The organism is Lentzea albidocapillata subsp. violacea, from assembly GCF_900100275.1.
GTDB lineage: Bacteria > Actinomycetota > Actinomycetes > Mycobacteriales > Pseudonocardiaceae > Lentzea > Lentzea violacea.
Map to the genome: position 1 here is coordinate 149,225 of NZ_FNET01000015.1, position 14,814 is coordinate 164,038.

Consider the following 14,814-nt stretch of genomic DNA (forward strand, 5'->3'; position numbering starts at 1 on the left):
TCCGCATTACCAGAGCAAATGGTCCCTGGTCACCCGATGGGTGCAGGCCGGTTGGGACACACACGCAGAGATGCTTTTACTTAGACATCCGATGCTTCACCTGGAATTGCGACGACGGCCTCGACCTCGACCAGGAAGTCGGGCCCGAACAACGCCGCGACCTGAACCAGCGTGCTGGCCGGGTTGTGCACCTGGCCCAGCGCGGGCCGCAGGATTTCGTCACGCACGGCACGAATGGTCTGAATGTCTGACACGTCGAGCACGAACCAGGTGAACTTGACGACATCCGACCAGTCGGCGCCCAAACTGCGGATGACGTGATGAAGATTGCTCAGTGCCTGCCGCGTCTGCGCCGCCAGGTCGTCGACCCCGACCACGCACCCGGCCGCGTCGACCGCCACCTGACCGGAGACGAACGCGAGCCTGCCGGTGACCGCCACGGCGTGGGCGTAGCCGGGGGTGGCCGGCAGCGCGGCAAGCTCGGTCAGGCGTTCCTCGGCGGGCATGGCCGCCAGCCTACTCAGGCGACGGGCCGCTGGAGTTGCGCACGACCAGCCGCACCGGGTGCTCCGCCGGTTCGATCTCCCCGCCCCTGATCAGCGTGAACAGGTCGGCGACGGCCCGCTCCCCCTGCGTCTTCGCGGCTCCCTCGACGGCGGTCAGCCCGACGACGCGGGTGAGCTCCTGCCCGTCCAGCGACACGATCGACACCTCGTCCGGCACCGCCCGCCCGTCCCGCTGCATGCGCAGGAAGATCCCCACCGCCGCGGCACCGTTCGAGCTGATCACCGCGGTGGGCAGGCGTTCGCCGTCGAGCAGCACGTCGACCACCTGCTCGCCGCCGTCGACGGTCGGCGAGCACCACACCGTCCACTCGGGACGCACGGTGAGCCCGGCGGCGACCAGGATCTCGTCGTACGACTCGTCCACGCCATCAGCCAGCACCAGGGCCACGTCGCGGTGCCCCAGCCCCTGCAGGTGGGACACGGCGGTCCGCAGCGCGTGGCGCAGGTCGGTGTCGTCGACCGTGACGTGCGGGACCTCCAACGACTCCAGCGCGACCTGCTCCACCGGGGACAACGACATCGACAGCAGCAGCACACCGTCCACCCGGCGCCCCAGCGGCAGTTCGCCGAAGAACTTCGCGCGCGCGTCCGCGTCGCCCAGCACGTAGAGCAGCACGTCGTACCCGGCCTGCCGCAACGCGCCCTCCGCGCCCGCCAGCACAGGGCTGACCTCGGACGTCAGCACCGCGATCGCGTACCGGCGGCCACCGGCCAAAGAGGAGGCGTCACGCGCGATCGCGTACTTCATCCGCCGCGCGATCTCGCTCACGTGCTGCCTGGTCGCCTCGGACACGCCCGGTTCGCCCCGCAGCGCACGCGATACGGTCGCGGCGGACACCCCTGCGGCCTTGGCCACGTCGGACATGCTGGTCACGGCCCGAGCGTATTGGAGATCCATGAAGCCCGGCGACCTCGCCCCCGACTTCACACTGCCCGACCAGGACGGCACCGACCGCAAGCTGTCGGCACTGCTCGAGGCCGGCCCGGTCGTGCTGTTCTTCTACCCCGCCGCCATGACGACTGGGTGCACCGCGCAGAGCTGCCATTTCCGCGACCTCGCCGCCGAGTTCGAGGAGGCGGGCGCCCAGCGCGTCGGGATCTCGATGGACGACGTGGCGAAGCAGAAGCAGTTCGCCGAGCTGAACGACTTCGACTACCCGCTGCTGTCCGACACCGGCGGCGACGTCGCGGAGCAGTACGGCGTGCGGCGCCGGTTCGGGCCGATCCCGGTCAAGCGGCACACGTTCGTCATCGGTACCGGCCGCGAGATCATCGAGGTGATCAAGAGCGAGTTCTCGATGAACGCGCACGCGGACAAGGCGCTGGCGGCGCTCAGGAGTCGGTGATCGTCAGGACGCCGTAGGGCCCGGAAGCCTTGCCCTCGCGGACAGTCGCGCCGTCGATCGTGTACCTGCCGTGCACCTCGGCGCCGTCCGGGCCCGCCACCACCACGAGCATCACGGACTCGGCCGCGGGGTCGGCGGGCACCTCGACGGTGCGCGTCCACGGCAGCGTCACGCCCGTCTCGTTGTGGATGGACGTGCCGACGGTCGCGGTGACGTTGAACGCCTTGCCGGTGCCGGTCACCTCGAACACCACGACCCGCTTCGACGGTGGGGCGGGCGGTTCCGGCTGCACCACGGGCGGCGGCGGCCCGGGCTCTGGTTCGGCCTGCTGAACGGCGTCGCGCACCGCGTCCACCGCGCGAGGCCCGTACATCACGCCGCCCACGGCCAGCAGCGCGATGATCAGGAGAAAGATCCACGGACCCTTGCGGGTCCTGCGCACCTCGTCGTGCAACGGCGGTGCGACGCCGTACTCCGGTGGCTGGTGCGGTGGCAAATGCGACATGTGACCCCCTGCTCAGGGAGTCGATCTCGCGCCTCCCGCTGTTACTCGGGAGCTGGGACGCGGCGCGGCACCGAAAGGATCCGTGCGGTTATCTCAATCCGGCCAGCACGAAGTCCGCGATCTCCCCGGCCAGCTGGGCGGGCGTCTTCTGGCCGTCCGGCCGGAACCACATGGGCAGCTGGTTCACGACGCCCAGCGCGATCCGCACGACGGTGTCCGCGGGCACGACGGAGCTGAACTCGCCGTCGGCCTGCCCCTTCTCCACGACCGCGAGGAACGTCTCGTGGTAGCGGCGGCGTTCGGCGCGGAAGTCCGTCATCCGGTCCTCGCCGAGCCGGTGCAGCTCCCGGACGAACACCGCCGTCTCGTCGACCCGTTCGGCCGTCGAGGTGACGAGCGACGCCAGGATCTCGCGCACCGTCTCGGCGGCGGACAGGCCGAGGCCGATGATCCGGTCCATGTCGGCGGACTGGGACGTGATCAGCAGCCGGTAGATCTCGAAGAGCAGGTCGTCCTTCGAGCGGAAGTAGTGGTACAGCGCGCCCTTGGTGACCTCGGCGGCCTTGACGATCTCCTGCACCGAGGTCGCGTCGTAGCCCTGCGACGCGAACAGGCGCACGGCCGCATCGATGATCTTCTGCTCGGTCGCGCTGGGCACGGTTATCCCCTGGGTGCGAGCGCGCGTGCCTGCTCGGCCTGGTCGCCCCCGGTCGGGAGCAGCGCGATGATCGGGGTGTCGACGCCGTTGGCCTGGTACTCGGCCACGCGGTCACGGCAGTGGCCGAGCGACCCGTGCACGACCAGCGCGTCCACGACCTCGTCCGGGATCGCCTTCGACGCGGCCTTGCGGTCGCCCGCCGCCCACGCCTCGTGCATCGGCCGCAACGCCTCGCCGCGGCCGAGCCAGTCGTGGAACGCGGCGTAGGCCGGCACGGTCAGGTACGTGCTGATCAGCATGCGTCCCAGCGCCCGTGCGGCGTCGGCGTCCTCGGTCGGGCACACGAAGATCCGCGCCGCGAGCTCGGCGTCGCCCAGTTCGGAACGCACCTGGGCCACGTCGGAGGCGGCGAGCCAGTTCGTGATCGCGCCGTCGGCCTCACGACCGGCCAGGCGCAGCATGTTCGGGCGCAGCGCGGCCAGCATGATCGGCACCTTCTCCGCGGGCCGGCGCTCCAGCTTGAAGCCCTTCACCGAGAACGTGTCGTAGTCGGCGGAGACCTTCTCCCCCGCCAGCGCGGCCTTCAGGAAGCGCAGCGTGTCGCGGGTGCGCTTGAACGGCTCCTCGAACGGGATCGCGTTCCAGCGCTGCACGATGGCGGGTGACGACGAGCCGATGCCCAGCACGAACCGGCCGCCGGTCACCTCCGCGAGCGTCGCCGCGGTCATCGCCAGCGTGGCGGGGCCGCGCGTGTAGACGGGCGCGATCGCCGTGCCGAAGCGCAGCTCCGAGGACCACTGCGCGGCCAGGGCGAGCGGCGTGAACGCGTCGGTGCCGGTCGTCTCGGCCGACCACACGTCCGTGTAGCCGAGCCCGGCGAGCTCGGACACCAGCGCGCGGTGTTCCAGCACCGGCACACCGAGCAGTGGCAGCGTGATTCCCCATCGAGCCATGAACGCCTCCAGTTCAGCGACTTCAGGGTCACCCTACCGACCGGTCGGTATGCTCACAACCTCACCTCTTGCGAGCCATGGTCAGCCCGTCCGCGATCGGCACCAGCACGGACTCGACCCGCTGATCGCTGAGCACGAACCTGTTGAAGGCGTCGATCGCGGCGGCGTTGCCCTCGGGCTGCTCGCCGGCCGCCTCGCCGTAGTAGAGGGTGTTGTCGGCGAGCAGCAGGCCGCCCTGCCGCACGCGCGGCACCAGCAGGTCCCAGTAGTGCACGTACCCGACCTTGTCCGCGTCGATGAACACCAGGTCGATGACCGGTTCCTCCGGCAGCTCGGCGAGCGTCTGGGCGGCCGCGCCGAGCCGCAGGTCGATCCGGTCGCGCACGCCCGCCGCCTGCCACGCCTCCTCCGCGATCGAGGTCCACTCGGCGGAGACGTCGCAGGTGATGACCTTGCCGGACGGGGGAAGCGCCTGCGCGAACGCCAGCGTGGAGTAGCCGGTGTAGGTGCCGACCTCGACCACGGTCTGCGCGCCCGTGATCTTGACCAGCAGCGACAGCAGCACCGCCTGCTCGTGCGGGATCTGCATCTCCGCCGAGTCGCCGAGCTCCAGCGTGCGGGCGATCAGCTTCTCCTGCACCGCGCTGGGCCGCCCGGCCTGCTCGCGCACGTAGCGGTAGATCTGCGGGGTCATGACCACGGCCTTGAAGTCGTTCACGCGCGGCCTTCTCTCATAGTCGGGTGGCGAACGTCCTGAGTGTCTCTCCGTACTCGGGGCTCAGCGGCTGTTTCGCGAGGTCGTGACCGATCGCGGACAGAACGGCGGCGCGGTGCGCGCGGTAACGGCTCACGCACACGTTCTCCCGGCTGACGAGGAAGAACTCGTCGAACCGGGCCCGTTCGGCGTCGGTGGTGGACATGCGCGCACGGCCGGACTCGCGCAGCAGCGACGGGCCGCCGGGCACGAGCCTGCGCATGACCTCCATGTGCGCCACCAGGTTCGCCTTGCTCGCAGAGGTGAGCGGTGCGGCCGCCACGGGCCCCAGTGCGGCACGCGCCCGGCGCAGCAGGCCGGGCAGTGGTTCGTGGTCACGTGCCCATCGCCCGCTGAACGCCGGGTCGAACGTCACCATCATCGGCCGGATGACGTCCTCGTACACCTCACGGGAACAACTGCCCGAATAGGCGAGCATCACCGAGTACGCGTCGTATCCAAGCGCAGCTTGGCGAACCAGCTGCGAATCAGGTTCACGTATCAGCCGATCGAGTGAAGCCGAAAGAAACCTCCAGACCAGGAACGCGCCGTGGTGGCCGAGGAACCACCGGTGCACGGCGCGCTCGACCGGATCTTCCGGGGTGTCGATGGCGATCGGCAGCTGGAAGCAGCCGGTCGCGCACGGGATCAGTTCCTCCTCCGGCATCGGCAGCCGCAGGACGGGCAGGTCGACCCAGGTGTGCCCCCACTGGGGGAGGCAGACGGGAGCACTCATCAAGCACCCTCCACTTCGGACACGAGACTGTCGAGGACGTCCGCCACCCGGCCCAGCGTGGTGTCGAGCGGCCGGTCCTCGGTGATCGGTGGCACCTCTTGCGCGAGCCGGTCGAACACCGCCGCGAGCCGCGGCGCCTGCGGACGGCGTGCGCCGACGTGCACGGCCTGGCGCAGCCCGATGGCGAGTCCCGCGTGCAGATAACGCAGCAGCCGCGCCTGGTCGAGCGCCGTCAGCGCGGCCTGGGTGCCGAACGGGACGACGTCCTGGTTGTGCAGGTTCGTCGGCAGGCTCTGCATCGAGGCCGGTGTGGCCGCCCTGCGCATCGCGGCGACGGTGGCGGTCGCGCAGAGCTGAACGCCCTGCAGCGCGTGGTGCTGACCGGGCAGCGGACTGAGCATCGGCGGCAACCCGTTGCTGCGGCAGGGATCCACCAGCAGGTCGAGCTGACGTTCGGCCAGGTTGCCCAGCTGCACCAGGGCGACGTTGAGCTGGTCGGCCGCGAAAGCGCTGGGCTGGCCGAAGAAGTTGCCGCCGTGCACGACCTCCCCGGTCTCCGGGAAGAACAACGGGTTGTCGCTCACGCCGTTGAGGTCGCGGCGCACCACGTCGCCGGCGTGCCGCACGCTCGTGCCGGCCGCGCCGATCAGCTGTGGTGTGCAACGGATGCTGTACGGCTCCTGCAACGGGCGCGCACCGGATGGCGTACTGCCGTCGAGCCAGGTCCTGATGGACGCGCCCGATTCAGCGACGTCCGGATGCCCGAACGCGGCCAGTAGTCCAACCGACGTGAACTCGGTGCCGCAGCCGAGGACGTCGGTCATCAAGGCGGACAACAACTCCGCCATCCGGCGCACGCGAACCGCCTGCGCGACAGCGAGTCCGAGTGCTGCGGCGGTCACCGAGATGCCGTTCACCAGCGCGAGCGCGTCACGACCGTCCAGCACGAGTCTCTGGAGCCCGGCTTGTGCAAGCGCTTCCACGGCGGGCATCAGCCGCCCCTGGAAGAAGGCGTTCCCGTTACCGCGCAAAGCATGTGCCACGTAGGCGAGCGGCTGGAGATCACCACTCGCACCGACTGAGCCCAAGCGTGGTACGGCTGGGGCGAACTCGGTGTCCAGCATGGCAGTCAGCGAGTCCACGACCTGCTCGGACACTCCGGATCGACCTTGCGCCAACGAGAAAAGCCGCGCGAGCACGGCCGCCCGCGCGACGGCGGGCGGCAGCAGTTCACCGTGGCCGACGATGAGGTGGAAGAGGGTGTTGTCACACTGACCGGCGCTGTCCGGACGGCCCGCGAACTCGACCAGCGGGCCGAAACCCGTTGTGACACCGTAGATCGCGCGTCCGGACGCGCTGACTTCGAGCACGAACGCGCGGCAGCGCGCGATCCGGTCGCGCACGTCCGCCGGCAGTTCGACGCGCACCGGGTCGCGGGCGAGTTCGAGGTGAGCCGGTTCGAGGTGTTCGGCCAGATTCAGGGCAGCAGGGGATGTTCCGACAGGCACGACGCCTCCTGAGGACTTGGGGAGCCACTCGCGACGATCCCCGTTGACCCGTCGGCGAGGAAGGGCCTTAGGTACGCATCAAACGAGGAAAATCTCTCAGCTGTCCTTCGGTGTGATCAAGCCACCGGAGAGGTGATCGAACTCTCCGCGCACGATTCGGGCCAAAAGATCGGCCGACTGCTCCACCGGGGTGAACCTGCCCGCGGCTCGCTGAGACCTCGCCCACTCCGCGATCCTGCGCCGGTGCGGATCGCCGGAGTCCATCGTGGCGCCGCGGCGCATCAGGCCGATGTCGACCATGCCGGGGTCGTAGCTCAGCACGGTGATCGGCCGGTTCTTCAGCTCGACCGCGAGGTTCTCGGTCAGCTTGACCACGGCCGCCTTGGACACCGAATACGCCGTGACGAAAGGCCATCGGTGCACACCGGCGTTGCTGACCACGTTGATGATCCGCCCGCTCGTCATAGTGCGAATGGCGGCGTTCGCGGCGAAGGCGGTGCCGCGCAGGTTCACCTCGAACGTGTGCCACCAGTCGTTCTCGTCGACCTGCCACGTCGGACCGACCGGCCCGCCGAGCGCACCGTTGTTGACCAGCACGTCGATCCCGCCGAGGCTCTCGATCAGCTTGGCCGTCGCGTGCGGATCGCCGAGGTCCGCGACGTGGGTCTCGACGGCGACGCCCTGGGCCTTCAGTTCGGCTTCGGCGGTGCCGAGCGCCTCCTCGTCGCGGCCGGTGAGGACGAGCTGATGTCCCTGTGCGCCAAGGACACCGCTGAACGCCCTGCCGAGCTCCTTGGCGCCACCGGTGATCAGCACCTTCACTGCGAGGGGTCCTTCAGCAGGCGACGAAGGATCTTGCCTGACACGGATCTCGGTATCTCTCGCACGAACTCAACCTGGCGGATCTTCTTGTAGGGCGCCACCTCCGCCGCCACGAACCCCATGAGTTCGTCCGCCGAGACGTCGCCTTGCGTGACCACGAAGGCTTTCGGGATCTCGCCGTTAACCCGATCGGGCGCACCGATCACCGCCGCGTCCCGCACTGCGGGATGGCGCCGCAACACCGCCTCCAGCTCGGCAGGCGCGACCTGGTAACCCTTGTACTTGATCATTTCCTTGATGCGGTCCACGACGTGGAACCGGCCGTTGTGGACGCGCACCAGGTCGCCCGTGCGCAGCCAGCCGTCCACGAAGGCTTCGCGGGTGGCCCGTTCGTCGCCGAGGTAACCGTCCATGACCTGCGGGCCGCGGATGAGCAGCTCGCCCTCCGCCGCGTCCGTCGTCGTGCCCGGCTCGACGATCCGCGCTTCCGTGCCGGGACACAGCACACCGACGCTCATGGGATCGGATTCCATGTCATCGTCGAATGTCTGGTGTGTGCCACCGGCTTCGGTGAGGCCGTAGCCCTGGCGGACGGGCGCCTGCAGTGTGCGCTCGGCTTCCCGGCGGACGGCGTCGTCGAGTGGCGCGGCGCCGCAGAGGACGAGCTTGAGGCCGAGTCCCGGGACCGGTTCTTCGTGGTCCGCGATGGCCGCGGCGAGTGGCGGCACCAGGAACGCCCGCGTGACGCGGTGTTCTTCAAGGCGCCGCAAGTAGGTGCCGGCGTCGCCGCGGGGCATGGTGACGAGCGTGGCGCCGCCGAGCAGACCGGAGTTGAGGATGATCGTGAAGCCGTAGACGTGGAAGAACGGCAGGTTCGCGGCGAGCACGTCGGTCTCGTCGATGCGCCAGCCAGGCCGGTGCTGCTCCAGGTTCGCGACGAGCGCGCGGTGGCTCAGGCCGACGGCTTTGGTGAGACCCGTTGTGCCGCTGGAGAAGAGGACGACGGCGGTGCCGGCGGGGTTTCCCGGTGGGAGCGAATCCGTGTCGCTCGCGGGAAGGTCGTCGAGGTCGAGCGTCTCCGTGACGTTCGCGAGTTCCTTGAGCCGCGCGATCTCCGGCGGCGTGAGCATCGGGTTGATGAGCGCGGCCGTCGCCCCCGCGGCCAGGACCGCGTGCAGGCCGACGGCGTAACGCGGCCGGTTCAGGCTGACGATCGCGACGGTGTCACCGGGCCTGATCCCGTTACGCACCAGGCCTTTGGCCGTCGTCTCGACCTGTCGCGCCAACTCGGCGTACGTGAGCGACTCGCCCGTGACGGCGTCCACGAGAGCGAGCTTGTCGTTGTGCCGTGCGCGTTCCAGCACATGCTCGGGGACGGTGCGTTCGGGAACGGCCACCGCGGGCAGGGGGCTGCGGTAGATCACTGGCTCGGCTCCGGTCTCCACGCCGCCGCACGTCATGCACGGCGGCGTGGCCGGAGACTATCGAGACTTCTCGTGATCGTGTGACCGGATTCGGTCAGAGACTCACACCGCGCTCGGCCAGCCAGCCGACGGGGTTGACCTTCTGCCCGCCCGCGACCCACACCTCGAAGTGCAGGTGCGGCCCGGTCGACTGGCCGCGGTTGCCGATCGTCGCGATCTGCTGCCCGGCCTTGACCTTCGCACCCTGCGCGACGTCGATGGTGTTCATGTGCCCGTAGACGGTGATGGTGCCGTCCCCGTGCTGAACGCGAACCCACAGCCCGAACCCGGACGCAGGCCCGGCCTCGACGACGGTGCCCTCCATGACGGAGACGATCGGCGTGCCGATGGCGTTCGCGATGTCGACGCCGTTGTGGCTGGTACCCCAGCGGGCACCGAACCCGGACGTGAACGACCCTTGGGCGGGCCGCACACACTTGGGCCGCTTCGCCTCCTCCTCGGCCGCGATCCGCGCCTTCTCGGCCGCGACCCGCGCGGCCTCGGCCTGGGCGACCGCCTGCCGCTGCGCATAAGCGCCCTCGGCGGACTTGAGCGCCCCGGCGACGTGGAACTGCGCCTGGATCTGCTCGGCCTGCAACAACTTGCGCGCCTCAGACCCGGCGTTGACGTCGTGGATCGTCTGCGGACCCTGCGGCCGCGCCTCGGCGGTCATCACCGCGGCGAGGTTCTTGGTGGCCGCGACGGGGGCGATCATGCGGTCCACCGGGCTGACGGTAGTCGCCGCCTGGGCGAAACCGGCGCCGGCGAGGGCGCCTGCGGCGACCACCACCGCCACTACCTTCTTGCGGTCCAGGTCCACCTTGGTGATGACGTCCACCAGGGGACCCTTCGTACGATGCCGTGCCAAACCTGTCTCCATGCACTCGGGGGAGTTCGGCATCTGCGCTTCGCCTGGCGTCGGGGGGCCTGGCTGCGGGCTTCGGGGGCCCGGTGGTGGACTGGACCGCTTCGGGGGAGATCCGTGTCCTTGCAGTTATCGAACCGTGACATGCGGCGCAGAACGTAACCTCGCGTGACCGATGCGGGCAAGCGATGTGGGCGTTCAGGTGATTAGGCCCACTGTTGGTTACTTTGAGTAGTTGGTTGGTTTGGGGCTTGGTCAACTCGGTTTGGACCAATCCTTGGGTTGGTGTTTGTACTGGTCAGTCGCTTTATCGTGAAAGGTTTGGGGCGGGGTGGGGTGGGGTTGACCTTGTTCTGGGTGGTCATTTCGGGTGGTTGGGTCGTTTGGCACCGGGTGGGTTGGTTTGTGTTGGGCTTGTCGCGTTCTAGCGGGGTCGCCTGCCGTGCGAGTGGTCGCCTTGCGCGGGCGGGCGGGGTTGGCAACCGCGCGGGTCGGCTTGCGTGGGCGTGTCGCGTACCAGCGGGGTGGTCACCTGCCGTGCGAGTGGTCGCCTTGCGTGGGTGGCCGGGCGGGCAGTACCGGGCCGGTGCCGGTCATCGCCGCTGCGCGTCGATAGCGATTGGGGCTTGACCTTGAGCCTCTGGCGGGATGCTTGACGGCCGGAAAAGGCCGGGCTGAAAAGCGCCCGGCCGTGCCCATGAGGGGAGCATCCCGCCCACTCAAGGTCAAGCCCCAATCGCCGGGTTGGTTGCGTCATCACCGCTTGACCAGAGCGAAGAGGTTCACACGCCTCGGCTCCGCCATCGCCGTGGGCGATAGGGGTGGCTTGGCTCCGCCATTGCCCTTCACGTGCGGGGGGACGCCTCGGCTCCGCCATTGCGTTGGGCGGCAGAGTAGCTCGGCTCCGCCGTTGCCCGTTGTGCGTGGAGGGACGCCTCGGCTTCGCCATTGCCGTTGGCGGCAGGGCGGCGCGGCTCCGCCGTTGCCCTGTGCGTGCGGGAGGGACGCCTCGCTCCGCCGTTGCGGTGGGCGGCAGGGTGGCGCGGCTCCGCCATCGCCCTCCGCGCCCGCGTCCTGCCTCGCTCCGGCCGGTCCACCCTCGCTGGCCTCACAACCCCAGCCCTTGCCGTAGCCCGGCCGCTCCGCCCGGCGTCACCGCAGGCCTCGACACGACCCGCCGTCGCCGCTCGGCCGCTCCGCTCCGCCACTCCGCCTTGCCGTCACTCTGGGCTGCTCACATCCTCCGGCCCCACCCCGGCCTCAGCCCGCTCCGCCTGGCCCTGGCCCCCCGCCCAACGCAAAGGGCCGCCGGACGCGCGTGGCGTCCGGCGGCCCTCTGGCCGAGCGGGGCTTACTTGTACCTGGGTGCTGCCGGAGGCAGTGGTGCCACCGGGAGGCCCTCGTGGATCACCTTCATGGCGTTGAACCAGGTGGGTGCGGCTACCTGGCCACCGAAGACGCCCTGCGAGCTACCTGGGCAGAGGCGGATCGGGTTGGCGCAGATTACCTGCGGGTTGTTGCCGTCGGCGTAGGTCATGACGGCGCCCGCGTACTGCGGGGTCGCGGCCAGGAAGGCTACCGACTTGTGCTCTTCGGTGGTGCCGGTCTTGCCGATGGCCGGGCGGTTCCAGCCGGAGCCGCTCGCCGCGGCTGCTGCGGTGCCGCTGCCGGTGGTGTCGTGGGACATGCCCTGGGCGAGGCTGTTCGCCAGGTCCGGTTCCACGGCCTGCTCGCAGGGCATTTCCTTCAGCGGGACGTCCTTGCCGTAGCGGTCGATGACCTTCTCTACCGGGGTCGGCGGGCACCAGGTGCCGCTGGAGACGATGGTCGCGGCCACGTTGGCCAGTTCCAGGACGCTGGTGGCGCCGGGGCCGAGGGTGTAGGAGCCGGCGTTGTTCTGCTTGGTCCAGTCGCCCTGGGACGGGCCGTTCGAGCCGTCGGACTTCAGGGGCTCCGCGCCGCGGTTGACGCCGGAGAGGGTCTCGCGCATGCCGAGCTTGTAGGCCATGTCGACGACGTTGTTGAGGCCCGCCTGCTCCTGCAGGATCACGAAGCCCGTGTTCGGGGACGTCGCGAGGGCCTGGGTGAGCGTCATCTCCTCGGGGTAGTCGCCCGCGTTCTGGACGCGCCAGGCCGAGCCGCCGTTCGGGTAGACCCGCGAGTTGTAGACCTTCGGGACCTTGATCTTGCGGTCGATTCCGGTGACACCGTTCTTCATCGCGGCGGCGGCGGTGAAGATCTTGTTCACCGAGCCGGGACCGAACGGCAGGACCTCGGCGGGCACGGGGCGGGCGACCTGGCCGAGTTCGGCCTTGTTGCCGTAGTCGCGGGAGGCGACGAGGGCGCGCACGCGGTGCTTGTCGGTGCCCGGCTGCACGACGGACATGACGTTCGCGATGCCGTTCTGGGTCTTCGGCACCTGCTGCTCGGCCGACTGCTTCGCGGCCTTGGTGGCCTTCGGGTCCATCGTGGTCTTGATGGTGAGGCCGCCGCGCTGCAGCTGCTTGTTCGTGATGCCGGAGGCGCGCAGGTAGTCGAGCAGGTAGGAGCAGAAGAAGCCGTAGATCGGGCCGTCACCCGCGCCGACGCAGCCCTTGGGCAGGATCTGCAGGTTCTCGACGATGCCCATCGGCTCGGCCTTGAATTCCTCGGCCTTCTTCCTGGCCTCGGTCTCGTCGGCGCCGAACGCACCGTTCTCGCGCATCTTGTCGATGACGATGTTGCGGCGCTCCAGCGCCTTCTCCGGGGACGCGCCGGGGTTCAGCGACGACGGGCGGTTCGCGATCGCGGCGAGCAGTGCGGCCTGCGGAACCGTCAGCTTGTCGGCCGTGGTGTTGAAGTACGCCTTCGCGGCGGCACCGACGCCGTAGGTCTGGTTGCCCAGCGGCACGATGTTGAGGTAGCCGGTGAGGATCTCGTCCTTCGTCATCTGCTGCTCGAGCTGCAACGCGACGCGCGCCTCGCGCATCTTGCGGCCGACCGTCGCCTCGGTGGCCTTCTCCCAGGCCTCCTGCTCGTTGTCGGCGCCGAGCACGAACGCCATGTAGTTCTTCACGTACTGCTGGGTGAGCGTCGACGCGCCCTGCGTCGCCCCACCGTCCACACCGGCCTTGGCGGCGGCGCGGGCGATGCCCTGCCAGTCGACGCCCTGGTGCTCGTAGAACCGTTTGTCCTCGATGGCCAGGATCGCGCCCTTCATGGTGTCCGCGATGTCCTTGGTCTCCAACGGGATGCGGTACTGGTCGTACAGATAGGCGATCGGGTCGCCGTTCATGTCCTGAATGGTGGTGACGAGCGGCAGCTCGCCCTTCGCGAGGTCGCCCGACGTCTGGTCGACCGTGTCGGCCGCGCGGTTGGACGCGAGCCCGAGACCTCCGACGAACGGGAACACCATCGCAGCGAGGAGGACGCCCGCCGTCAGGCACAACCCCAGCAACTTGACCAAGCCTGACGCGCGTGCGGCGAACAACCCGCAACTCCTTCCGAACAAAACCCCAGAGACTCTCTACGTATTAAGTCGCGCGGGAGGCCCGTGAGGTTGCGTCCGCTGATCGACTGTTTCCAACCTACCGGAGTAGCCGGAGGCCGATCGTCGGACTGGCCCTGCGCACCTCGACGCCCGTGTGCTCGGGAAGCAGGTCGTCCAGGAACCCGTAGCGCGACAGTTCTTCGTCCGGCCGCCTGCTCACCGTCCGCCACCAGACCGCGATGTCTCCCCAGCCAGGTGCCGACAGCGAACCACCGAAGTGCTGCACGGACAGCGCGGCACACAGGTTCGCGAACCGCACCCGGTGTTCGAGCGGCCACCCGGCCAGAGTGCCCATGACGAACCCCGCGCCAAACACGTCACCGGCACCTGTCGCGTCGAGTTGCGCGACGTTGAGCCCCGGCACGTCCACGCATTCGCCGGTGGCGCCGTCGACCGCGACCGCTCCCCCGCCGCCGCGTGTGACGACCACCACTGGCACGTGCTCGGCGAGCCGGCGCGCGGCGGCCTCCGGCGTGTCGGTGCGGGTGTATCCCTGCGCCTCCACGTGGTTCGGGAGGAACACGTCATAGCCGGCGAGTCTGCGCAACAACTCCGGCGACCACGCTCCGGTGCGGTCCCAGCCGATGTCGGCGAAGAGCTTCGCCCCGTTGTCCTTCGCCGTGCGCACCCACTGCTCGTCTTCCGCCTGGATGTGCACGAAGCACGCCCGTGTCGACGGCGGCGGAGAGAAGAGGTCATCGGCGATGACAGGCGACTTGTGCCCGTGAGTGACCATGCTGCGGTCGCGCTCCATCGCCATGGACACGGTCACGGGCGAATGCCACCCGTAGAAACGGCGACAGTAAGAGAGGTCGACGCCTTCCTGGTCCGCCAGCACGTCCCAGCAGAAGTCGCCGTACGCGTCCTCCCCGAACGCCGCCGCCAGCGCGGTCCTCAGTTCGAGCCGGCGCAACGCCACGGCGAGGTTCGCGATGCCGCCGGGACACGACCCGAGTCCCTCCGCCCACACCTCGGTCCCCGGCTCCGGCGGCCGGGGCAGACCGGTGAAGATGATGTCGAGGAAAACGGTGCCGGTGAGCAGCACGTCGTAGGCGGGTTCCGGGTCGGCCATGCGTGAACCTTGCCATCCGCGGCCGGTGATCATGCGA

Annotated in this window: 14 protein-coding genes; 1 reads left to right on the forward strand and 13 read right to left on the reverse strand. The window is 69.4% G+C overall.

The window, feature by feature from the left end:
* Positions 1-80: 80 nt before the first annotated feature.
* Entirely contained in the window at positions 81-506 is a 426-nt protein-coding gene (locus BLR21_RS29195) for a RidA family protein (protein ID WP_090010926.1), read from the reverse strand.
* 10 nt (positions 507-516) lie between these two features.
* On the reverse strand, positions 517-1,431 hold the full coding sequence (locus tag BLR21_RS29200) for a LacI family DNA-binding transcriptional regulator (RefSeq protein ID WP_090011017.1): 915 nt from the start codon (positions 1,429-1,431) through the stop codon (positions 517-519).
* A gap of 31 nt (positions 1,432-1,462) precedes the next feature.
* Between BLR21_RS29200 and BLR21_RS29205 the strand changes: the two genes are divergently transcribed.
* A complete protein-coding gene (locus BLR21_RS29205; protein ID WP_090010928.1) occupies positions 1,463-1,912 on the forward strand; it encodes a peroxiredoxin in 450 nt (149 codons plus the stop codon).
* On the opposite strand, the gene BLR21_RS29210 is transcribed toward BLR21_RS29205, so the two are convergent.
* The 11 genes from BLR21_RS29210 to BLR21_RS29260 form a co-directional block, all read right to left on the reverse strand.
* Complete coding sequence (locus tag BLR21_RS29210) at positions 1,899-2,417, reverse strand: MmpS family transport accessory protein (protein WP_090010931.1); 519 nt, start codon at positions 2,415-2,417, stop codon at positions 1,899-1,901. The genes BLR21_RS29205 and BLR21_RS29210 overlap by 14 nt on opposite strands.
* 88 nt (positions 2,418-2,505) lie before the next feature.
* On the reverse strand, positions 2,506-3,075 hold the full coding sequence (locus tag BLR21_RS29215) for a TetR/AcrR family transcriptional regulator (protein WP_256335001.1): 570 nt from the start codon (positions 3,073-3,075) through the stop codon (positions 2,506-2,508).
* A 2-nt stretch (positions 3,076-3,077) separates the two neighbouring features.
* On the reverse strand, positions 3,078-4,028 hold the full coding sequence (locus BLR21_RS29220; protein WP_090010935.1) for an LLM class F420-dependent oxidoreductase: 951 nt from the start codon (positions 4,026-4,028) through the stop codon (positions 3,078-3,080).
* A gap of 61 nt (positions 4,029-4,089) precedes the next feature.
* On the reverse strand, positions 4,090-4,746 hold the full coding sequence (locus BLR21_RS29225; protein ID WP_256335002.1) for an O-methyltransferase: 657 nt from the start codon (positions 4,744-4,746) through the stop codon (positions 4,090-4,092).
* 13 nt (positions 4,747-4,759) lie between these two features.
* Positions 4,760-5,518 carry a hypothetical protein gene (locus BLR21_RS29230; RefSeq protein WP_090010937.1) on the reverse strand — a complete coding sequence of 253 codons (759 nt, stop codon included), beginning with the start codon at positions 5,516-5,518 and terminating at the stop codon, positions 4,760-4,762.
* On the reverse strand, positions 5,518-7,026 hold the full coding sequence (locus tag BLR21_RS29235; RefSeq protein ID WP_090010939.1) for an HAL/PAL/TAL family ammonia-lyase: 1,509 nt from the start codon (positions 7,024-7,026) through the stop codon (positions 5,518-5,520). Before BLR21_RS29235 ends, BLR21_RS29230 begins: the two co-directional genes overlap by 1 nt.
* A 96-nt stretch (positions 7,027-7,122) precedes the next feature.
* On the reverse strand, positions 7,123-7,848 hold the full coding sequence (locus tag BLR21_RS29240) for an SDR family NAD(P)-dependent oxidoreductase (protein ID WP_176929846.1): 726 nt from the start codon (positions 7,846-7,848) through the stop codon (positions 7,123-7,125).
* Positions 7,845-9,293: an AMP-binding protein gene (locus BLR21_RS29245; RefSeq protein ID WP_256335003.1), complete on the reverse strand. Its 1,449-nt coding sequence runs from the start codon at positions 9,291-9,293 to the stop codon at positions 7,845-7,847. The genes BLR21_RS29240 and BLR21_RS29245 overlap by 4 nt, the downstream gene beginning before the upstream one ends.
* Before the next feature lie 73 nt (positions 9,294-9,366).
* The gene (locus tag BLR21_RS29250) at positions 9,367-10,149 is read right to left on the reverse strand and encodes a M23 family metallopeptidase (RefSeq protein ID WP_256335004.1); all 783 of its coding nucleotides are present in this window, start codon (positions 10,147-10,149) and stop codon (positions 9,367-9,369) included.
* Between the two features lie 1,378 nt (positions 10,150-11,527).
* Complete coding sequence (locus BLR21_RS29255) at positions 11,528-13,645, reverse strand: transglycosylase domain-containing protein (RefSeq protein ID WP_256335005.1); 2,118 nt, start codon at positions 13,643-13,645, stop codon at positions 11,528-11,530.
* Between the two features lie 97 nt (positions 13,646-13,742).
* Positions 13,743-14,777 (reverse strand): carbohydrate kinase family protein, encoded by a 1,035-nt coding sequence (locus tag BLR21_RS29260; protein ID WP_090010943.1) that lies wholly within the window; start codon positions 14,775-14,777, stop codon positions 13,743-13,745.
* Positions 14,778-14,814: the final 37 nt, after the last annotated feature.